Raw genomic sequence first — 19201 nt, forward strand, 5'->3', positions numbered from 1 at the left:
ACGTTACTTCGCGTACAGTGCGCAGGGGAAGCCAAGGGTAGGATCGGCTGGAAGATCCACCTTCCAGCGACCCTGCCATGCCCAGCGAAAAAACCGACGCCGATGCCGTCCCCAGCGATCCACCCGCCGCCGCGCGCGCGGCCGGCCTGCGTTACGTCCATGACGACCGGCCCGGCATCCGGCGCGAAACCGTCAAGGACGGTTTTCGCTATCTCGACGCCCGCGGCGAGCCGGTGACGGACGAGGCGACGCTGGCACGCATCAAGCGCCTGGTCGTGCCGCCCGCCTGGACCGAAGTCTGGATCTGCCCCCAGGCCAACGGCCACCTGCAAGCCACCGGGCGCGATGCCCGCGGCCGCAAGCAATACCGTTACCATCCCAAATGGCGCGAGGCGCGCGACGAGGTCAAGTACGAGCGCATGCTCAAGTTCGGCCAGGCGCTGCCGGCCATCCGCGCCGAGGTCGACCGCGCCCTGCGCCTGCCCGGCCTGCCGCGCGAAAAAGTGCTGGCCACCATCGTCTACCTGCTCGAAGCGACCATGATGCGTGTCGGTAACGAGGAATACGCGCGCACCAACAAGTCGTTCGGGCTGACGACGCTGCGCAACCGTCACGCGAAGGTCGACGGCAGCGACGTCGAGTTCAGCTTCCGCGGCAAGAGCGGGGTCTATCACAAGGTCAAGGTGCACGACCGGCGCCTGGCGCGCATCGTCGCGCGCTCGCGCGACCTGCCGGGCCAGGAACTGTTCCAGTACGTGGACGAGGACGGCCAGACCCACGCCATCGATTCGAGCGACGTCAACGAGTACCTGCGCGCCATCGGCGGCGAAGACTACACGGCCAAGGATTTCCGCACCTGGTCGGGCACCGTGCTGGCGGCGCTGGCCCTGCAGGAGTTCGAGAAATTCGATTCCGAGGCCCAGGCCAAGAAGAACATCGTGCGCGCGATCGAATCGGTGGCCGAAAAGCTCGGCAATACGCCGTCGATCTGCCGCAAGTGCTACGTGCACCCTGCCGTGCTGGACGCCTATCTCGACGGCGCCGCGCTCGAGGTGCTGCGCGAACGCACCGAAGAAAAGCTGCAGGAAGACCTGCACGCCCTGCAGCCGGAAGAAGCGGCGGTGCTGGCCATGCTGCAGCAGCGCCTGCGCCGCGAGCAGGCTCAGTTGCAAAACCTTCCGAAGCCCCCGGCGTCACGCAGGAAGCCTGCGCCGGCGAAGGCCGCGACCCGCAAACCATCGCGCCCGGCCGCCCGCGCGGCGGCTTGAGCGCATCACGAAAGGACTGGCATGACCGCATACAAGATCGAACTCGTCGCCCGTTTCGAGCACCAGGTCACCGGCGTCTCGGTGTCCGAGGACGAGCGCATCTTCGTCAACTTCCCGCGCTGGACCGAGGACAACGCCGTCTCGGTGGCCGAGCTGAAACCGGATGGTTCGCTGCGCCCCTACCCGGACCAGGAATGGAACGCCTGGCGCAACGCGCGCAAGGACGAGGTGACGCCGCACGACCACTGGGTGTGCGTGCAGAGCGTGGTGGCCGACGGCCGCGGCAGCCTGTGGGTGCTCGACCCGGCGGCGCCGGCCCAGGCGCACCTGGTGTCCGGCGGCGCCAAGCTGGTGCAGGTGGACCTGGCGAGCGACAAGGTCATGCGCACGATCGCCTTCGACGAAGACGCCGCGCCGCAGGGCTCGTACCTGAACGACGTGCGTTTCTCGAACGACGGCAACTACGCCTACATCACCGACTCGGGGGTGGTCGGCGCCATCCTGGTGGTCGACCTCGGGCAGGACAAGACGGTGCGCCTGCTCGACGGCCACCCGTCGACCCAGATGAAGAAGGGATTGAACGTGAAAGCCGACGGCGAGGTGCTGCGCCGGCCGGACGGACGCGGGGTCGAGTTCTCGGCCGACGGCATCGAACTCTCTGGCGACGGCGCCTGGCTGTACTGGCAGGCGATCAAGGGCGACACCCTGTACCGCATCCCCACGCAAGCGCTGATCGAACGCGGCCTGCAGGGCGAGGACGTGGGCGATGCGGTCGAGGAGTATGGCCACAACGGCGTCAACGACGGCCTGCTGTTCGACCGCGGCAGCAAGCGCATGTTCCTGACCTCGGTGCAGGACGATGCGATCAAGATGCGCGACCTCGACGGGGGACCGCAGGCCGAGGTACGGGTGGTGGTGCAGGACGAACGCCTGCGCTGGCCCGACACCTTCAGCCAGGGGCCGGACGGCACGGTCTACGTGACGACCTCGCACATCCAGGATTCGGCCTTCTTCAAGCCGGAGGCGCCGGCGGCGCTGCCGACCGAATTGTGGAAGCTTATTGAATCAGGTAAGTGATGACCTTCCAGCCGCCGTCCGCCTCGCGCGAGGTGACCACGGTTTCGGTCACGCCCGGACGGTTGGCGTACACGGCGCCGTACTGGATCACCACATAGTCGGCTTCCGGTGCGCCGGGCAGCGTGCGGGTATGGCGCGCGTTGGCCAGGGTGCGCGACTTCAGTTCGCCCAGCGGCGCGCGGGCGCCCGCCAGCATGCCGTTCCATTGCTCCGCGGTGACGGCGCTGCGAAATACCGTGCCGGCGGCGTTCCAGCTTTCGGCGGCCTTGCCCGCATCGGCGAGCTCGAGCCACTGCCCGGCGGCGGCCACGCCGGCCTTGGTGTGCTCGGTTTCCTGCGCATGCACGGCGGCGACGGGCATGGCGAACATCATGGCGAGGGCGATCGGTGCGAGCTGCTTCATGGCGGACTCCGTCTGGAAGGATCGAAAACCGACAGCATAGCGCGTTCCGGCGCCGCACATACTCACACAATTTCGCGGTTCAGTTGCCCCTAAGTCGCCCCTCAGCCCCCCCTCAGTCGCCAGAATCGTACTTGTTGAACACCTGGCGCAGATAGGCGATGAAGGTCTCGTCCGTGCTCTGCGACTTGCCCTTGGTGTCGGACAGCTTGGCCACCGGCTGGCCGTTGCAGCGCACCAGCTTCATGACGATGTTCAGCGGCTTGTGCGGCGTGTCGTTGGTCAGCTTGGTGCCGATGCCGAAGCCGGTCATCACGCGGTCGGCGAAATGGCGGTACAGCTCGAGCGCCTTGGGCACCGTGAGGGCGTCGGAAAACACCAGGCGCTTGGTGCGCGCGTCGATGCGCAGCTTGGCGTAGTGCGCCAGCGCCTTCTCGCCCCACACGACCGGGTCGCCCGAATCCTGGCGCAAGCCGTCGAACAGCTTGGCGAAATACAGGTCGAAGTCCGCCAAAAAGGCGTCCATGCCCACCACGTCGGTCAGGGCCGTGCCCAGGTCGCCGCGGTATTCCTGCACCCAGTTCTCGAGCGCGGCCTTCTGGAAGTCGCGCAGGCGGGTGCCGAAGGACTGGTGGGCCTGCAGGTACTCGTGGGCCATGGTGCCGATCGGCGTCAGCTTGAGTTTGTACGCCAGGTAGACGTTCGAGGTGCCCTTGAAGTACTGGGGCAGCTCGCGCGCCATGGTGGTCACCACTTCGTCGTGCCACTCGCCGGAATAGCGGCGGCGCACGCCGAAATCAAAGAACTCGAACGGGTTGGCGCGCGGCGCCTCGGTGCCGAAGGCGCGCAGCTCGTCGATCTTCTGCTGCAGGCGGCGCCGCGCTTCGAGCAATGCTTCCTGCTGGTCGAAGCGGCGGAAGTACAGCTCGTTGACGATGTAGAGCACGAAGATCTCGAAGCCCATCACGTGCACCAGCGGGCCGCTGGCGCGGATCGTCAGGTGCGGGCCGTCGGTGTCGACCCGGATGAACTTGCGCTGGAAGCGGAACAGCGTGAGGAAGTCGGCGAAGTCGCTCTTGATGAAGCGCAGGCCGCGCAGGTAGGCCACCTCGCCCTCGGTGAACATCATGCCGCACAGGTAGTCGAGCTCGCGCTCGACGTCGTCCTTCAGTTCGGCCAGCGGATAGGCCGGCTCGTTACGGCAGCGGAATTCGTATTCCCCGGTGGCGCCGGGGTGGCTGTGCAGCAGGGCCTGCCACATCGTGAACTTGTAAAGGTCGGTCTCCAGCAGGCTGCGGACTACGGGTTTCATCAAGGCTCCAGGCATGTGCGCAACGGGCGCGGCAGGCTGTATTGTCGCCTACTTCTCGGCGCGGCGCTTTGCGGCCCGCTTTGGGGCCAGCATCGTGCCCGTGCAACCCGGGGTGCCGCAGCGGCAGGCGAACAGCTTCTTGAGCTTGGGCGTATGGCGCTCGTCGTAGATCAGCGCGTAATTGTAGTTCAGCTCTTCGCCGGCTTCGATGTCCTGCATGGCGTGGATATAGACCTTGCCGTCGTCCTCGAAGGCTTCGCAGTTGGGCGTGCAGGCGTGGTTGATCCAGCGCGCGTCGTTGCCGTCGCGGCCACCGTCGATCACGCGGCCATCGGCCAGGCTGAAATAGAAGGTATGGTTGATCGGCCCGCCCGCCTTCTCGGCGCGCCGGGTCGCCTTGTCCCAGCTGATGCGCTGGCCCTTGTACTCGATGATGCGGTCGCCGGCGGCGATCGGGCGCAGTGCGAAGACGCCGTTGCCGTGGACGGGCGACTGGCGCACCTCGACCATCGGGTCGGTGTCGGCGGGTTTGCTGCCGCCCTTGGCGGCGCTTTTCTTGTTGGTCATCTGGTTGCCGAATGGAAGATTGAAGCGGACGATTGAAGGAATGCATCCATTATGGCGGCAATCGCCGCGCATTGCCCGCACGCTTCATCAGGAAAGTCCGGCCGCCGCGCGCAAGGCGGCGACGTCGATCTTCTTCATCGGCAGCAGCGCCGTCATGACGGCGTCGGCTTGCGGACCGGCCATCCAGGACATGATCTCGGTCGGCGTCACCTGCCACGACAGCCCGAACCTGTCCTTCAGCCAGCCGCACTGGCGCGCCGCCTCGTCTCCGCCCTCTCCCAGGCGTTCCCAGTAATAGTCGATCTGCTCCTGGCTGTCGCACATCACCATGAACGAGACCGCTTCAGTGAAGTGGAACAGCGGCCCGCCGTTCATGGCGATGCAGGGCTGGCCGTCGACCTCGAACTGCACCGCCATCACGCTGCCCGGCGTCATGCGGTGCACGTCCTGGCCGGCCGCGCTGTAGTGCGACACGTGCGTGATGCGCGAGTCGGGGAAGATCGAGATATAGTGCTTGACCGCTTCCTCGGCCTGGGTGTCGAACCACAGGCAGGGCTGGATCGGCGCGTGCAGTTGCATGTCGTTCTCCTGTCAGGCGTTACGCAGGGCTAGCCGGGGAAATCCTCGGCGCGGTACTCGACCGTGTCCGCCCCTCCGGCCTCGCGCCCGGCTTCCTCGCGGCGCAGCTCGACGCGCCGGATCTTGCCCGAGATGGTCTTGGGCAGCTCGCGGAAGGCGATGCGCCGGATCCGCTTGTACGGCGCCAGGCGTTCGCGACTAAAGGCGAACAGCGCGGCGGCCATCTCGCGGCTCGGCTCGACCCCGGCGCGCAGGGTCACGAAGGCCTTCGGCACGGCCAGCCGCAGCGGGTCGGGACTGGGCACGATGGCCGCCTCCAGCACGCTCTCGTGCTCGATCAGCACGCTCTCGAGCTCGAACGGGCTGATGCGGTAGTCGGACGACTTGAACACGTCGTCGTTGCGGCCGACATAGAAATAATAGCCGTCGCCGTCCACGCTCGCCGTGTCTCCCGTATGGTAGTAGCCGGCCCGCATCACCTCCCGCGTCTTTTCCTCGTTGCCTTCGTAGCCGACCATGAGACCGATCGGGTTCGACGCAAGTTCCACCGAGATCTCGCCCTCCGCCGCCGGCCGGTCGTCGAGGTCGAGCAGCGCGATGCGGTAGCCCGGCAGCGGACGGCCCATCGAGCCCGGCTTGATCGGCTGGCCCGGCGAGTTCCCGATCTGGCAGCTCGACTCGGACTGGCCGAAGCCGTCGCGGATGCGGATGCCCCAGGCGCGCTCGACCTGCTCGATGACTTCGGGATTGAGCGGTTCGCCGGCGCCGACCAGTTCGCGCAACGTGGGCTTCCAGGCGGCCAGGTCTTCCTTGATCAGCATGCGCCAGGCGGTCGGCGGCGCGCACAGCGAGGTCACGCCGCAGCGCACCAGCGTGTCGAGCACGGCGCGGCTGCTGAAGCGCTCGAAATTGAACACGAACACCGTGGCGCCGGCGTTCCAGGGCGCGAAGAAGCAGCTCCAGGCATGCTTGGCCCAGCCGGGCGTGCTGATGTTCCAGTGGACGTCGCCCGGCTGCAGGCCGATCCAGTACATGGTCGACAGGTGGCCGACCGGATAGCTCCGGTGGGTGTGCAGCACCAGCTTCGGCTTCGCGGTGGTGCCGGACGTGAAGTACAGCAGCAGCGGGTCGGTGGCGCGCGTCTCGCCTTCGGGGACGAACACGCTGGCCACGTTCTCGCTGTCCGCGTAGTCGTGCCAGCCTTGCGGCCCGCCACCGACCGCAATCCGGGTGTAGTTGCCGGCGAGCGCCTCGAATTTACCGGCTTCGCTGGCCTGGGCAATCACGTGTTTGACTTGTCCGCGCTCCAGGCGGTCGGCCAGGTCGTCGCCCGCCAGCGCCATCGTGGTCGGCACCAGCACGGCGCCCAGCTTGATCCCGGCCAGCATGATTTCCCACAGCTCGACCCGGTTCGGCAGCATCAGCAGCACCCGCTCGCCGCGCCGCACGCCGAGATTGCGCAGGTATTCGGCCACCTGGCTCGAGCGCGCGGCCATGTCGGCGAAGGAGATCCTGCGTTCGCTGCCGTCTTCTTCGACCACCCACAGGGCGGGAGCGTGATTGTCCCGCGCCTCATGGTCGAAGAAGTCGAGCGCCCAGTTGAAGCGATCGAGTTCGGGCTGCTCGAAATCACGGTAGGCGGTGTCGTAGTCGAGCCGGTGCCGCTGGAGGAAGTCGCGCGCCTGCACGAAGCGCTGGGTTGGCGTCATGGGGTGTCTCCTGGTCGCTATGCCATGTGGATGGCGGGATGCGTGACGCTCCCGCCTTGCGACCATTCTGCCACCGATTCGGCCCGTGGTGACGCCTGACGCTTCAGTTGCGCCGCAGCGGCGTCACCTGCATCTCGTCGGCCGGCGCCATCATGTCGATCACGCGGCAGTCGCCGCACATGCGCAGGCGATCGAGGTTGGCCGCGAACGCCGGGTGGGAACCCAGGCGCCCGAGCATGTTCTCGACCATTTGCAGCGTGCCGAACGGCTTGCTGCAGCGGATGCAGTGGAAGGGCTGCGATTCGTTCAGCACCACCGCCGCCATGCGCTCGGGCGCGAACGAGATGCGCGGCATCAGCGCGATCGCGTTCTCGGGACAGGTGTTGGCGCACAGGCCGCACTGGACGCAGTTCTTTTCGATGAAGCGCAGCTGCGGCGCGCCCTGCCCGTCCTGCAGCGCATTGGCCGGGCAGACGCCGACGCAGGACATGCACAGGCTGCAGGCCTGGCGGTCCACGAGCAGCGCGCCGAACGGCGCTTTATCGGGCAGGCCGATGTGCGGCGGCTGCTGCGGGGCATGGCGGTGCAGGTGGTCGAGCGCATAATCGAGGGTGTTGCGCTTGTCGGCAGCCAGGTGGAATACCGCCGGCGACGATGGTGTGTCGCCGCGCGGCGCATGACGCAGGGCCAGCGCCAGTTCCTGGGCCGCCTCCAACGGTGACGCTTGTGGCCCGCCAGCCAGTTGCAGCAGCTGGAAGTGCGGCCCGGCATACCCCAGGCCATCGAGCACGGCCTGGGCGATGCGCATCTGCTCGCCCAGCGCCTGCACGTATTGCGGGGCTTCCTCGCCCGTGGTCAGCACGGCGACGCCGGCCGCGCCGTAGGCCAGCGCCGCCAGCCAGACGTCGATGCCGGTCGATGCGACGTAGTGCAGCGAGAACGGCAGGATGCGGCCCGGAACACTGTCGCCAAGGCGTTCGATGACGTCCAGCCCCTGCGCATCGTGCAGCAGCAGCACCGGCTGCGCGCCCCCCGCCTCGCGGAAGGCGCGCAAGGCGGCCTGGATGCGCTTGCCGGTGGACGGCGCCGGCGGATAGGCGTAGCTCATGGCGCCGGTCGGGCACACGGTGCCGCAGGCGCCGCAGCCGGCGCACAGGTAAGGATTGACCTTGACCCGGTCGCCGTCGCTCACGATCGCCTTCGCCGAGCAGATGTCGACGCAGGCGCTGCAGGCGTGGATGCCGTTGCGGCCGTGGGCGCAGATGCGCTCCTTGTAGCTGAAGTACTTCGGCTTCTCGAAGTCGCCGACCATGCCTTCCAGGGCCTCGACCGCCTCCATGCGCGCCGCCTCGCCATCGCCGGGCGCGTAGTAGCCGTGCGGGCGCTGGTGGCTGGCGATCAGGCGCGCCGGGCACAGGTCGAGCACCAGGTCGAACCGGCCCTCGCCCACCGGCTGGCCGGCCGCGCGCCAGCGCGCCTCGAAGGCGCCCAGCCAGCCGGCTACCGCCACCGTCTGCGCCCTGTGCACCGGATACAAGCGCGGCTGCGGGCGGTCCGAGGCGTCCGGCTCGTCCAGCAGCAGCACGGTGACCGCCAGCGCGCCGGACAGCCGGTCGGCCAGCGGCAGCGCGTCACACGCGCTGCCAACCACCAGCGTGCGCCCGTGCGAGCGGTAGTCGACCGTAACGGCCGCCTCGAAGTCGGGAAAGTCGCGCGCGGCCTGCAGCGCGGCTACGCGGGCGGCCGCGTCGCGGCCGTCCTGGACAGGGTCGGAAGCCGCCCCGTCGTTGAATCGGATGTTCATGTGGTCCCTTGTGTTGGCGTGCCCGGCTGGCCGTCGGCTGCCGGGTCGTCGTCGCGCCGTGCCTGCGCCTCGCCCTGCTTGTCCTCGTCCTCGCCCAGCAGGCGATTCAGCACGCCGGGAGCGTGCCTGAGCGAAGCCAGCATGGCGTCGGTGAGCGGCGCGGCCTTGTTGTAGTCGGCGATATAGATGTCCAGGCCATCCATCACCGCGAAGTTCGGATCGGCGAACAGTTTTTTGAGCGCCATGCGCTGCACGGCCTTGTCGACGCCCTTGGCGACGAAGGCCGAGTAATCGGATTCCGGCGTCAGCCGGGCCACGTCGTCCAGGGTCGGCAGCGCCCGCTGATCCTCCTGCACCGGTGGCGGCGGCGCGGCGGCAGGTAGCGGCGCCGGCGCGACTTCCTGCACCGGCTCGGGCGCCGCCTTCAGGCGCGACCAGCGGCGCAGGAATCCTTCCTCGGCCACGGCGTCAGCGCTCATCCGTGCTGCCTTCCCTTGCGCGGGCGCGGCGTGAAATGCTCGCGCAGGTAGCCCGCGACCCAGCTGTAGATCTCGGCCGGCATGGTCACGCCGTCGGCCGACTCGCCCGAATCGAACATGCGCGTGCCCTCGACGTAGCTGACCGAGGCGCGCGCCGGCATCGCGCGGCCGTCTTCCATGCGCCACAGCACGAACACCTTCGATTCCGGCGCCATGACGTTCTCGTAATAGCCCTCGTGCTCGTCGGTGTACAGCTCGAGTTCGAGGCCGGAGACCAGGTAGTAGTCGCGCTCGGCGCTTTCGCTCAGCACCGACAGGCGCGGCAGCTCGCCGCGGTCCGGCACCACGCCCACTGCGGCCCAGCTGTCCATATCGCCCCAGCGGTGCCGCACCGCGCGCCGCTGCATGATGATGGCGACCGGCATGCCTCCCATTTTCATCGTTCCGCCTTCATTTGTTCGGGGGCGTTTTCAGGGACGCCTTTCTTGTTCACCGTCGGCGCCGCGCCGGCCGGCTCGGCGCGGGTCGGGCCCTGCTTGACGTCCTCGCTCGGACGCGCCGTGCCCAGCTTCTCGCTCTTGACCGGCACGTTGGCCGCATGCAGGGCGCGCGCGCTGAGCGGCGCGGCGCCGGTGGCGGGCGCCGCGCCCGCCGTTCCCGGAGCGCCGCCGGCCGGGGCCGGCGACGGCACGCCGGCGCCCGGCGGGGTCGGATCGGAGGCGGCGACACCCGTCGGCCCGCTCACGGGCGGCGGCGGCTTGATGGTCCAGCCCTCCTGCGCGGCGCGCTGGCGCCACTGGCCGCTGATCCGGTCCATCGACGCGTCCAACGCTTCCTTTTCCTTGGCCGCCCTGGCGTCGGCCTCGGCCTTTTTCGCCGCCGCGGCCTGGGCCTGGGCCGGCGATGGCGGCGGCAGGGCCGCCCACGATGCGCCGGCCAGGCCGGACGCCAGCGCCAGCGCCAGCACGCATTGCAATCGCCTGATCGTCATCGCGTTCCTCCTGATTGTCCCTGCGGCGCCGCATTGTTGGCCGCCGGGGCTTCGGTGCTTCCCGGCGCCGGCGCGACGGGGCGGTTCTCGCCCGACGGCAGCTCGCTGCCTGGACGTCCGGCGCTGGACGGCTGGGTGACGCCGCTGGACGGTCCCTGGCCGGTTTCCCGGGTCTCGCCGCCGGTCTCGGCGCCGCTGGTATTGCCGCCCGAACCGCCGGCGATGCCCGGCGTGCCGCCGGCATAGGTGGCGTCGGTTTCCGGCCGCGCCGTGCGCGCCATGAGCTGGCCGCTGGTCATGCCGCCGGACGACACCTGTCCGGGGTATTTGGTCTGGATCACGCCATTGGCGGCGGGCGCCTGGCCGCGGTCGCAGGCGGGGAGCAAGACGGTCGCCAGGGCCATGGCGCCGATCGTCGATGCAGTGCGTCGTTTCATCGCTATGTCCTCAGTGCGCCGGGCCGGGTCGGGGCTGGCCGTGCGGGCCCGGCACCATCTTGCCGTCCTTGTCCATGCCGGGCGGCACGCCCGTCTTCATCTGCTCGTACCACAGCTGGTGGTGGGCCTTGGCCCAGTTCTCGTCCACCGTGCCGTAGCGCATCGCCTCATAGGCGCCGGGCGTGCCCCAGGTGCCGATATAGGCGTGGCCCATCGCGGCCGCCATGTACATCGCCGCCGCACCCACATGCAGGACGTTGGCCACCTGCATCACGTAGCGGGTCTGGCCGACGGCGAAGTCGAGCACCAGGCCGGTGACCGACATGACCAGGCCCAGCAACGCCACCCCGCCCCAGAACCAGGTCTTTTCGCCCGCATTGAAGAAGCCGGCCGGAACGTGCTTGTGGCTGATCAGTCCCCCGCCCTGCTTGACCCATTGCCAGTCGGCGCGGTTGTAGAAGTTGCGCTTCAGGAAGGTGAAGAACATCAGGATCGAGCACAGGATGAACAGCGGCCCGACGAAGTTGTGCAGGTATTTCGAGATGATCGCCACCCAGGAGAACAGGTCGTGCCCCATCCACGGCAGCATGATCTTCTTGCCGTACATGATGATGATGCCGGTGATGCCGAGGGCGATGAAACTGAAGGCCGTGGCCCAGTGCACCTGGCGCTCCCAGCGGTTGAAGCGCTGCATCTTGCGGCCGGCCTCGGCCACCTGGTTGGCCGGGCCGATGGTCCGGTAGAACACGAAGATCGCCAGCGGCACCGCCAGCAGGATGAAGCCGGCGATGGTCGCCAGCGGCCCGTTGCGCAGGTGGCGCCAGGTGTTGCCGCCGCGCTGGACGATGACGTTGCCCTCCTCGCTGCCGTACTGGCCCAGGTAGTGGCGGTCCATGTGCACGCGGCCCGATTCGGATTGCAGCAGGCCGGGGTCGGGCACCACCGAATCGGCCTCGATCTGCAGCATGGTCTGTTCTTCGGCATAGGCCGGCGTGGCGCGCTCGTTCTTGACGCCGGCCCAGCTGCTGGAAAGCCCCAGCGTCGCCACCAGGAGCAGCATGGCGCGCAACGCAAGGAATGGAGCGGCGCGGGGCGCCTTGGTATTCGCTCGCATGTCGTCTCCTCAGGGATTGGCCCGGTTGTATTCGTTCTGCTTGCCGTTGCGGTTCTCGACCGTGGCCCACCAGGCCAGCCGGTCGTTGTGGAAGCGGCGCTGGTAATGACGGTCGTCCGGCTTGCCGGCGTACTCGCCCTTGAGCCATGGCGGGTGCTGGTCCACTTCGAGGCAGCCGGCCAGCAGCACGGCCGGCAGGATCAGCGCGCATGCTTTGAGGAGCTTCATGTCGGGAACCTCCCCGCGTGGTTCTGCGAATCGCGCAGGTCCTGGTTGACGCGCGGCGAGTCGCCCTCGGCCTTGTACTGGCCACCGCGTTTCGGCCTGCCGTAGGCGATCTTCCAGCCCCACAACTGCGGGCCGTAGCCGCGCGTCTCGACCCGCTGGCGATAGATGTCGGCGATGATATTGGCGTCGCCGCCGAGCAGCGCCTTGGTGCCGCACTGCTCGGCGCAGGCCGGCAGCTTGCCTTCGGCGATGCGGTTGCGGCCGTATTTCTTGAACTCGGCTTCCGAGGTGTCCGGTTCCGGGCCGCCGGCGCAGAACGTGCACTTGTCCATCTTGCCGCGGTGGTTGAACAGGCCGGTCTCGGGGAATTGCGGCGCGCCGAACGGGCAGGCGTAATAGCAGTAGCCGCAGCCGATGCACTGGTCCTTGCTGTGCAGGACGATGCCGTCCTCGGTGTGGTAGATGCAGTTGGTCGGGCATACGGCCAGGCACGGCGCGTCGGTGCAGTGCATGCAGGCGACCGACACCGAGCGCTCGCCCGGGATGCCGTCGTTGATCGTCACCACGCGGCGCCGGTTGATGCCCCAGGCCAGTTCGTGCTCGTTCTTGCAGGCGGTCACGCAGCCGTTGCAGTCGATGCAGCGCTCCGTGTCGCAGATAAACTTCATTCTTGCTGGCATAGTCAATCTCCTGTCGGCTCGTCAGGCGCGCACCACGCGGCACAGCGATACCTTGGTTTCCTGCATCATGGTCACGGCGTCATAGCCGTAGGTCCAGCCGGTGTTGATGGCTTCGCCGCGCACGATCGGCGCCCCATGCTCGGGATAGTGCCGTTCCAGGTCCTCGCCCATCCACCAGCCGCCGAAGTGGAACGGCGCCCACACCAGGCCCACCGGCACCCGCTCGGTGACCATCGCCATCATCTTCAGGCGCGCGCCGGTCGGGGTCTCGAGCCACACGTATTCGCCCAGCTTGGCGCCGATCTGGACCGCGTCGCGCGGGTTGATCTCGACGAACATGTTTTGCTGCAGCTCGGCCAGCCACGGGTTGGACCGGGTTTCCTCGCCGCCGCCCTCGTACTCGACCAGGCGGCCCGAGGTCATGATCAGCGGGAAGTCTTTCGAATAGTCGACCGCCTGCACCGATTTATACAGCGTCGGCAGGCGCCAGTGATTGGCCTTGTCGTCGTAGGTTGGGTACTTGGCCACCAGGTCGCGCCGTGGCGAAGCCAGCGGTTCGCGGTGGACCGGCACCGGATCGGGGAAGTTCCAGACGTTGCAGCGCGCCCGCGCATTGCCGTACGGCGCGCAGCCGTGGGCGATGACGACCCGGATGATGCCGCCCGACAGGTCGGTCTTCCAGTTCTTGCCCTCGGCCATGGCCTGCTCGGCCGGGGTCAGCTCGGCCCACCAGCCCAGTTTTTTCAGGAACACGTGGTCGAACTCGGGGTAGCCGAAGTCCAGCTCGCTGTTCTTGTTGGTCGAGCCGTCGGCCGCCAGCAGGCTCGATCCATTGTGCTCGACGCCCCAGTTGGCGCGGAACGGCAGTCCGCCCTCGGCCACGCTCTTGCTCAGGTCATACAGGATCGGCGTGCCCGGATGCTTCATCTCCGGCGTGCCCCAGCATGGCCACGGCAAGCCGTAGTAGTCGCCCTTGCACGGGCCGGAATCGGCGCGCAGGGTGGTCGGGTTGAACGTGTGCTTGTTTTCCATGTGCAGCTTGAGCCGCTCGGGCGAGCAGCCCGTGTAGCCGATGGTCCAACACGAGCGGTTGATCTCGCGCAGGATATCCTCGACCACCGGCTCGTTGTGCACCACCTTGATGTTCTTGCACAGTTCCTCGGCGAAGCCGAGTTTTCGCGCGAACAGGTACATGATCTCGTGGTCGGTCTTGCATTCGAACAGCGGCTGGATGACCCGCTCGCGCCACTGGATCGAGCGGTTCGAGGCCGTGCACGAACCCTGGGTCTCGAACTGCGAGGCGGCCGGCAGCAGATAGACGCCGTCGGTGCGGCCATGCATCGCCGCCGTCATGCTCGGATAGGGATCGATCACCACCATCATGTCGAGCTTTTGCATCGCCGCCTTCATGTCCGGCAGGCGGGTCTGGCTGTTCGGCGCGTGGCCCCAGTAGAACACGGCGCGCAGATTGCTCGGCTGGTCGATGAACTGGTTTTCTTCGTTGACCGCATCGAACCAGCGCGACACCGTGATGCCGGGCTTTTCCATCAGTTCCTTGGAGCCGAAGCGCGACTTGATCCATTCGTAGTCGACGCCCCAGACGTTGGCGAAGTGCTTCCAGGCGCCTTCGGCCAGGCCGTAGTAGCCGGGCAGCGAATCGCCGTTGGGGCCGACGTCGGTCGCGCCCTGCACGTTATCGTGGCCGCGGTAGATGTTGGCGCCGCCGCCGGGAATGCCGATATTTCCCAGCACCAGCTGCAGGATCGACAGCGCGCGCACATTGGCGGTGCCGACGTGGTGCTGGGTGATGCCCATGCACCAGACCACGGACGAGGGACGGTTGGTCGCCAGCATCTCGGCCGCCAGGCGCACCGCCGATTCCGGCACGCCGGTCACGTCCGACACCTTGTCGGGCGTCCACTTCATGACTTCGGCGCGCACGTCGTCCATGCCCCAGGTGCGCTCTTCGATGAATTTCTTGTCTTCCCAGCCGTTATTGAAGATGTGCCACAGGATGCCCCACACCAGCGGGATGTCGGTGCCCGGCCGCACGCGCACGTAGTGGTCGGCAAAGCGCGCCGTGCGGGTGAAGCGCGGATCGATGACGATCATCTTGGCGCCCAGCTCCTTGGCGTGCAGGAAGTGCAGCATCGAGATCGGGTGGGCCTCGGCCGGGTTGGAGCCGATGAACAGCACCGCCTTGCTGTAGTGCAGGTCATTGAACGAGTTCGTCATCGCCCCGTAGCCGAAGGTCTGGGCCACGCCGGCGACGGTGGTCGAGTGACAGATGCGGGCCTGGTGGTCGCAGTTGTTCGAGCCCCAGAACGACATGAACTTGCGCAGCAAATAGGCTTGCTCGTTATTGTGCTTGGAGCTGCCGATCAGCATCAGCGCATCCGGGCCGGCTTCCTTGCGCAAGTGCAGCAGCTTGTCGCCGATCTCGTCGATCGCCTGGTCCCAGGAGATGCGCTGGTATTTGCCGTTCACCAGCTTCATCGGATAGCGCAGGCGGTGCTCGCCGAAGGCGTGCTCGCGCACCGATGCGCCCTTGGCGCAGTGGGCGCCCATATTGATGGGCGAATCGAAGGCGGCCTCCTGCCGCACCCAGACGCCGTTGGCGACCACCGCGTCCACCGAACAGCCGACCGAGCAGTGACTGCACACGGTGCGTTTTACTTCGGTGGGCACCGGGGTGTTCGGCACCGGGTCGGCCTGGGCCGGCTCGATCACGTTCAGCGGCAGGTGGCGCGCCAGGGCGCCGGCGCCGGCGGCAACGCCGGCCCCGACCAGGAAGCGGCGCCGTTTCAGGGCGCTGTCGCGCGTAGACTTGACCAGTGACATGGGATTCCTCTGCTTGCCTACCAGTAGGCGGCGGTGGCGTAGTAGCGGCGGATGTGATCCGTCTCGTGGTAGCCGCGCTTGACCTTGGGGTCCGGCGCGGCCGGTGCGGCCTCAGGCGCCGCGCTCGCCGGGGCGGCGGCAGCGGCCACCACCAGCGCGCCCAGTGGAGCGGCCTTCAGGAAGCCGCGCCGCGCCGGGTCGGGCTGGCCCGGCGTCTGTCGATCATGCTTGCTCATCGGTTTCCTCTCCTACTGCGAAGCTTTCGGCCTCGATTGCCAGGAAGGCCTGCGCGAAGCGCGCGACCAGGCGGTAATAGTTGGCGTCCTCGGCATTGGCGATGTCGTCCAGCGCGCGCATGCACCAGCCGCCGATGTGGGCCTCGAAGAACCGGCGCTGCACCGCCAGCGGCTGGCGCCGGATGCCGGGGGCGCCGGCGACCAGCACGCGCATGGTCTCGCACAGCGCGCCCAGGTGGTCCTCGAACTCGCCCCGGCCCCGCATGCGCGCCAGGCCAAGCCGCGCCAGGTCGTCGCGCAGCAGCGCCAGCGGCGTGTCGTTCATGTAGCCGGCCAGGTAGCGCGAGCCATACGGATCGACCGGCGGCGTGCCGATGCTGACGAACAGCGCGCTGAATTCATCGTGCACCACCTGGGCGTCCATCACGCCGGACGCCACGGTCAGGTGTTCCCACGCACGCTCCAGCGCCGGATCGCCGCCTTCGGCCAAAATAGGATCGCTGGACGCAAGCGCTTCCAGCAGCGCCGCGTCGGGCGCCGCCAGCAGCAGGCGCGAGAGCAAGGCGTAGAGGTCGGCCCTGGCCTGGTCTTCGCCGCTGGGCGACATGGCAGGCGCAGAGACCGCGACGAAGGCGGTGTTGACGGACGTGCTCGCACTTGTAGATGACACTGTCGATCACTCCAGTTGTTCAATTTGTATCGCCAGTGTAGACGCCGATTCACATTGAGCGCGCACAGTTGCGCCTAGCGCATTCCGGCGGCATGCATGACGATTCTTATGAGAAATGCGACGAGCGACAGGGTGACGACACCACCGAGCCACAGCAGCGCCATCCACCCCAGCCGGCGCAGCCATTCGCGGCGCGCCGCCATCAGTGATACCCCGCGTCATGCTTGACCTTGCCACGGAATACCCAGTACGACCACCCCGTGTACATCAGGATGATGGGCAGGATGAACAGCGTGCCGACCAGGGCGAAACCCTGGCTCTGCGGCGGCGAGGCGGCTTCCCAGATCGTGATCGCGGGCGGCACCACGTGCGGCCAGATGCTGATCGCCATGCCGCTGTAGCCGAGGAAGATCAGCGCCAGCGCCAGCACGAAGGGCTGGCGGAACGGCTGCCGGGCCAGTGAGCGCAGCAGCAGCGCCATGCACAGCACGACCAGGATCGGCACCGGCGCCAGGAAGGCGATATTGGGGAAGGTGAACCAGCGCTCGGCCACCGCCGCGAAGCGCAGCGGGGTCCAGATGCTGACCGCGACGATGGCCCCCAGCAGCAGCCAGGCGAAGGGCCGCGCGACCTGGATCATGCGCGCCTGCAGCTCGCCCTCGGTCTTCATCACCAGCCAGGTGGCGCCCAGCAAGGTGTAGGCGATCATCACGCCGATGCCGGCCAGCAGCGGGAACGGCGCGACCCAGTCGAGCGGCCCGCCGGCGAAGCTGCGCCCCGAGACCGTGATGCCGTCCAAAAAGCCGCCCAGGGTCACGCCCTGGAAGAAGGCCGCCGCCACCGAGCCGCCGATGAAGGCCTTGTCCCACAGGTGGCGCTCGTGCTCCTTGGCCTTAAAGCGGAATTCGAAGGCCACGCCGCGAAACACCAGGCCGATGAGCATGAAGATCAGCGGCAGGTAGAGCCCGGACAGGATGATCGCGTAGGCCACCGGGAAGGCCGCCAGCAGCCCCTCCCCGCCCAGCACCAGCCAGGTCTCGTTGCCGTCCCACACCGGCGCGACCGAATTCATCATGGTGTCGCGGTCGCGCTTCTTCGGCGTGAACGGGAACAGCATGCCGATGCCCAGGTCGAAGCCGTCCAGCAGCACGTACATGAAGACGGCGAAAAAGATGATCAGGATCCAGATGACGGATGTGTCGATGCCCATGGTGTCAGCTCCGCGCCGGTGGGTTGCCGCCGTCGCGGTCGGCGCCGCGGTCAGCGCCTTGGACGGGATTGTCGTCGATATTGCCTTCGATGCTGTCGTCGTTGTCGACGTTGGCCGCCGACAGCGGCCGCATCGGCGTGCGCCCTTCGCCCGGCCCGCCCTCGGGCGGCTTGTTCAGGGCGAAGTGCTGCGGCCCCTTGTTGATCAGGCGCAGCAGGTAGACGGTGCCGGCGCCGAACACGAAGACGTAGGCCACGACGAACATCGCCAGCGTCACGCCCATCGTGGTGACGCTGTGCGGCGAGACCGCATCGGCGGTGCGCAGCACGCCGTAGATCACCCACGGCTGGCGGCCGACCTCGGTCGTGATCCAGCCGGCCAGGATGGCGATCAGGCCGGCCGGCCCCATCAGCAAGGCGAAGCGCAGGAACAGGCGCTTGCCGTAGATCCGCCCTCCCCGCCTGAGCCACAGGCTCCAGGCCCCGAGGGCGATCATCAACAGGCCCAGGCCGACCATGACCCGGAAACTCCAGAACACGATCAGGGAATTGGGGCGGTCTTCGCGCGGGAACTCCTTCAGTCCCGGAAACTGGCCGCTCAGCGTATGGGTGAGGATGATGCTGCCCAGGTAGGGGATCTCGACCGCGTAACGCGTCTCTTCGCGCTCCATGTCGGGGATGCCGAACAGGATCAGCGGCACCGCCTCGCCCGGCGTGTTCTCCCAGTGCCCCTCCATCGCCGCCAGCTTGGCCGGCTGGTGCTTGAGCGTATTGAGGCCATGGAAGTCGCCGATCACCGCCTGGATCGGCGCCACCAGCAGGATCATCCACATCGCCATCGACAGCATCTTGCGCACGTTCTTGTTGTCGCGTCCGCGCAGCAGGTGCCAGGCGGCCGAGGCGCCGACGATCAGCGCCGTGGCCAGGTAGGCCGCCACCACCATGTGCATCAGGCGGTAGGGAAAGGAGGGATTGAAGATGATGGCCAGCCAGTCGACCGGGATCATGCGCCCGCCCTCGATGGCGTAGCCCTGCGGCGTCTGCATCCAGCTGTTGGCGCCCAGGATCCAGGTCGACGAGATCAGGGTGCCGATGGCCACCATGCAGGTGGCCAGGAAGTGCAGCTGCGGCCCGACCCGGTTCCAGCCGAACAGCATCACGCCCAGGAAGCCGGCCTCCAGGAAGAAGGCGGTCAGCACCTCGTAGGTGAGCAGCGGGCCCATGACGCTGCCGGCGAATTCGGACAGGTAGCTCCAGTTGGTGCCGATCTGGTAGGCCATCACGATGCCCGACACCACGCCCATGCCGAAGGCGACGGCGAAGATCTTGAGCCAGAAGTGGTACAGGTCGACGTAGACCTGGCGCCCGGTCTTGAGCCAGCACGCCTCGAGCACGGCCAGGTAGCTGGCCATGCCGATTGTGATCGCGGGGAAGATGATGTGGAAGGAAATCGTGAAGGCAAACTGGATGCGCGCCAGTTCCAGGGCTGTAAGACCAAGCATGCAAACTCCCCCGTATCGATGGCGCCAAGTAGATCACGACATCGGCCTCGCACGATTGGCCATATCATTTTTATCATTGTTGAGTGGTTTTTGAACAC

Annotated in this window: 21 protein-coding genes; 2 read left to right on the forward strand and 19 right to left on the reverse strand. The window is 67.5% G+C overall.

The genetic code is table 11. From position 1 onward, the window contains the following. Nucleotides 1-77: 77 nt before the first annotated feature. Nucleotides 78-1268, forward strand: a complete 1191-nt coding sequence (locus ABIB42_RS02585; protein ID WP_429247846.1) for a DNA topoisomerase IB — start codon at nt 78-80, stop codon at nt 1266-1268. A 21-nt stretch (nt 1269-1289) separates the two neighbouring features. Further along, the gene (locus ABIB42_RS02590; protein ID WP_429247847.1) at nt 1290-2345 is read left to right on the forward strand and encodes an L-dopachrome tautomerase-related protein; all 1056 of its coding nucleotides are present in this window, start codon (nt 1290-1292) and stop codon (nt 2343-2345) included. Here the strand turns inward: ABIB42_RS02590 and ABIB42_RS02595 are convergent. The 19 genes from ABIB42_RS02595 to ABIB42_RS02685 form a co-directional block, all read right to left on the reverse strand. Further along, nucleotides 2326-2748, reverse strand: a complete 423-nt coding sequence (locus ABIB42_RS02595; RefSeq protein WP_005667268.1) for a DUF4019 domain-containing protein — start codon at nt 2746-2748, stop codon at nt 2326-2328. The two genes, ABIB42_RS02590 and ABIB42_RS02595, sit on opposite strands and share 20 nt — an antisense overlap. 112 nt (nt 2749-2860) lie before the next feature. Further along, on the reverse strand, nt 2861-4057 hold the full coding sequence (gene pncB, locus ABIB42_RS02600) for a nicotinate phosphoribosyltransferase (RefSeq protein ID WP_429247848.1): 1197 nt from the start codon (nt 4055-4057) through the stop codon (nt 2861-2863). A gap of 48 nt (nt 4058-4105) precedes the next feature. Continuing rightward, entirely contained in the window at nt 4106-4624 is a 519-nt protein-coding gene (locus ABIB42_RS02605; protein WP_005667266.1) for an SET domain-containing protein, read from the reverse strand. Between the two features lie 87 nt (nt 4625-4711). After that, nucleotides 4712-5203, reverse strand: a complete 492-nt coding sequence (locus ABIB42_RS02610; RefSeq protein WP_005667264.1) for a VOC family protein — start codon at nt 5201-5203, stop codon at nt 4712-4714. 29 nt (nt 5204-5232) lie between these two features. Continuing rightward, nucleotides 5233-6912 (reverse strand): AMP-binding protein, encoded by a 1680-nt coding sequence (locus ABIB42_RS02615; RefSeq protein WP_429247849.1) that lies wholly within the window; start codon nt 6910-6912, stop codon nt 5233-5235. A 103-nt stretch (nt 6913-7015) separates the two neighbouring features. Next, nucleotides 7016-8716 (reverse strand): 4Fe-4S binding protein, encoded by a 1701-nt coding sequence (locus ABIB42_RS02620; RefSeq protein WP_429247850.1) that lies wholly within the window; start codon nt 8714-8716, stop codon nt 7016-7018. Next, entirely contained in the window at nt 8713-9195 is a 483-nt protein-coding gene (locus ABIB42_RS02625; protein ID WP_177185538.1) for a DUF3306 domain-containing protein, read from the reverse strand. The genes ABIB42_RS02620 and ABIB42_RS02625 overlap by 4 nt, the downstream gene beginning before the upstream one ends. Continuing rightward, nucleotides 9192-9635, reverse strand: a complete 444-nt coding sequence (locus ABIB42_RS02630) for a DUF3305 domain-containing protein (RefSeq protein WP_273028544.1) — start codon at nt 9633-9635, stop codon at nt 9192-9194. Before ABIB42_RS02630 ends, ABIB42_RS02625 begins: the two co-directional genes overlap by 4 nt. Next, nucleotides 9632-10186 (reverse strand): hypothetical protein, encoded by a 555-nt coding sequence (locus ABIB42_RS02635; protein ID WP_429247851.1) that lies wholly within the window; start codon nt 10184-10186, stop codon nt 9632-9634. Before ABIB42_RS02635 ends, ABIB42_RS02630 begins: the two co-directional genes overlap by 4 nt. After that, nucleotides 10183-10623, reverse strand: coding sequence for a hypothetical protein (locus tag ABIB42_RS02640; protein ID WP_184238683.1), 441 nt, complete (start codon nt 10621-10623; stop codon nt 10183-10185). Before ABIB42_RS02640 ends, ABIB42_RS02635 begins: the two co-directional genes overlap by 4 nt. A gap of 10 nt (nt 10624-10633) precedes the next feature. Next, complete coding sequence (locus ABIB42_RS02645; RefSeq protein ID WP_429247852.1) at nt 10634-11737, reverse strand: formate dehydrogenase subunit gamma; 1104 nt, start codon at nt 11735-11737, stop codon at nt 10634-10636. Nucleotides 11738-11746: 9 nt separating this feature from the next. Beyond that, entirely contained in the window at nt 11747-11965 is a 219-nt protein-coding gene (locus ABIB42_RS02650) for a hypothetical protein (RefSeq protein ID WP_005667249.1), read from the reverse strand. Further along, nucleotides 11962-12645: a formate dehydrogenase FDH3 subunit beta gene (gene fdh3B / locus ABIB42_RS02655; protein ID WP_429247853.1), complete on the reverse strand. Its 684-nt coding sequence runs from the start codon at nt 12643-12645 to the stop codon at nt 11962-11964. Before fdh3B ends, ABIB42_RS02650 begins: the two co-directional genes overlap by 4 nt. A gap of 21 nt (nt 12646-12666) precedes the next feature. Beyond that, nucleotides 12667-15486, reverse strand: a complete 2820-nt coding sequence (locus ABIB42_RS02660; protein WP_005667245.1) for a formate dehydrogenase subunit alpha — start codon at nt 15484-15486, stop codon at nt 12667-12669. A gap of 17 nt (nt 15487-15503) precedes the next feature. Beyond that, a complete protein-coding gene (locus ABIB42_RS02665; protein ID WP_005667244.1) occupies nt 15504-15722 on the reverse strand; it encodes a formate dehydrogenase region TAT target in 219 nt (72 codons plus the stop codon). Further along, entirely contained in the window at nt 15709-16392 is a 684-nt protein-coding gene (locus ABIB42_RS02670; RefSeq protein ID WP_005667242.1) for a TorD/DmsD family molecular chaperone, read from the reverse strand. Before ABIB42_RS02670 ends, ABIB42_RS02665 begins: the two co-directional genes overlap by 14 nt. A 74-nt stretch (nt 16393-16466) precedes the next feature. Further along, nucleotides 16467-16595 (reverse strand): DUF2474 domain-containing protein, encoded by a 129-nt coding sequence (locus tag ABIB42_RS02675; protein ID WP_005667240.1) that lies wholly within the window; start codon nt 16593-16595, stop codon nt 16467-16469. Continuing rightward, a complete protein-coding gene (cydB, locus tag ABIB42_RS02680) occupies nt 16595-17602 on the reverse strand; it encodes a cytochrome d ubiquinol oxidase subunit II (protein WP_312487226.1) in 1008 nt (335 codons plus the stop codon). Before cydB ends, ABIB42_RS02675 begins: the two co-directional genes overlap by 1 nt. Before the next feature lie 4 nt (nt 17603-17606). Next, the gene (locus tag ABIB42_RS02685; RefSeq protein ID WP_273028548.1) at nt 17607-19103 is read right to left on the reverse strand and encodes a cytochrome ubiquinol oxidase subunit I; all 1497 of its coding nucleotides are present in this window, start codon (nt 19101-19103) and stop codon (nt 17607-17609) included. Nucleotides 19104-19201: the final 98 nt, after the last annotated feature.

The organism is Massilia sp. UYP32, assembly GCF_050434365.1.
Lineage (GTDB): Bacteria > Pseudomonadota > Gammaproteobacteria > Burkholderiales > Burkholderiaceae_D > Telluria > Telluria timonae.

Excerpts from the sequence above, each read along its gene's own strand:
- ABIB42_RS02660 (WP_005667245.1), bottom strand. The coding sequence starts at position 15,486 with ATGTCACTGGTCAAGTCTACGCGCGACAGCGCCCTGAAACGGCGCCGC.
- ABIB42_RS02635 (WP_429247851.1), bottom strand. The coding sequence starts at position 10,186 with ATGACGATCAGGCGATTGCAATGCGTGCTGGCGCTGGCGCTGGCGTCC.
- ABIB42_RS02630 (WP_273028544.1), bottom strand. The coding sequence starts at position 9,635 with ATGAAAATGGGAGGCATGCCGGTCGCCATCATCATGCAGCGGCGCGCG.
- ABIB42_RS02625 (WP_177185538.1), bottom strand. The coding sequence starts at position 9,195 with ATGAGCGCTGACGCCGTGGCCGAGGAAGGATTCCTGCGCCGCTGGTCG.
- ABIB42_RS02685 (WP_273028548.1), bottom strand. The coding sequence starts at position 19,103 with ATGCTTGGTCTTACAGCCCTGGAACTGGCGCGCATCCAGTTTGCCTTC.
- pncB (WP_429247848.1), bottom strand. The coding sequence starts at position 4,057 with ATGAAACCCGTAGTCCGCAGCCTGCTGGAGACCGACCTTTACAAGTTC.
- ABIB42_RS02590 (WP_429247847.1), top strand. The coding sequence starts at position 1,290 with ATGACCGCATACAAGATCGAACTCGTCGCCCGTTTCGAGCACCAGGTC.
- ABIB42_RS02665 (WP_005667244.1), bottom strand. The coding sequence starts at position 15,722 with ATGAGCAAGCATGATCGACAGACGCCGGGCCAGCCCGACCCGGCGCGG.
- fdh3B (WP_429247853.1), bottom strand. The coding sequence starts at position 12,645 with ATGCCAGCAAGAATGAAGTTTATCTGCGACACGGAGCGCTGCATCGAC.
- ABIB42_RS02620 (WP_429247850.1), bottom strand. The coding sequence starts at position 8,716 with ATGAACATCCGATTCAACGACGGGGCGGCTTCCGACCCTGTCCAGGAC.
- ABIB42_RS02675 (WP_005667240.1), bottom strand. The coding sequence starts at position 16,595 with ATGGCGGCGCGCCGCGAATGGCTGCGCCGGCTGGGGTGGATGGCGCTG.
- ABIB42_RS02605 (WP_005667266.1), bottom strand. The coding sequence starts at position 4,624 with ATGACCAACAAGAAAAGCGCCGCCAAGGGCGGCAGCAAACCCGCCGAC.
- cydB (WP_312487226.1), bottom strand. The coding sequence starts at position 17,602 with ATGGGCATCGACACATCCGTCATCTGGATCCTGATCATCTTTTTCGCC.
- ABIB42_RS02615 (WP_429247849.1), bottom strand. The coding sequence starts at position 6,912 with ATGACGCCAACCCAGCGCTTCGTGCAGGCGCGCGACTTCCTCCAGCGG.
- ABIB42_RS02645 (WP_429247852.1), bottom strand. The coding sequence starts at position 11,737 with ATGCGAGCGAATACCAAGGCGCCCCGCGCCGCTCCATTCCTTGCGTTG.
- ABIB42_RS02640 (WP_184238683.1), bottom strand. The coding sequence starts at position 10,623 with ATGAAACGACGCACTGCATCGACGATCGGCGCCATGGCCCTGGCGACC.
- ABIB42_RS02595 (WP_005667268.1), bottom strand. The coding sequence starts at position 2,748 with ATGAAGCAGCTCGCACCGATCGCCCTCGCCATGATGTTCGCCATGCCC.
- ABIB42_RS02610 (WP_005667264.1), bottom strand. The coding sequence starts at position 5,203 with ATGCAACTGCACGCGCCGATCCAGCCCTGCCTGTGGTTCGACACCCAG.
- ABIB42_RS02650 (WP_005667249.1), bottom strand. The coding sequence starts at position 11,965 with ATGAAGCTCCTCAAAGCATGCGCGCTGATCCTGCCGGCCGTGCTGCTG.
- ABIB42_RS02585 (WP_429247846.1), top strand. The coding sequence starts at position 78 with ATGCCCAGCGAAAAAACCGACGCCGATGCCGTCCCCAGCGATCCACCC.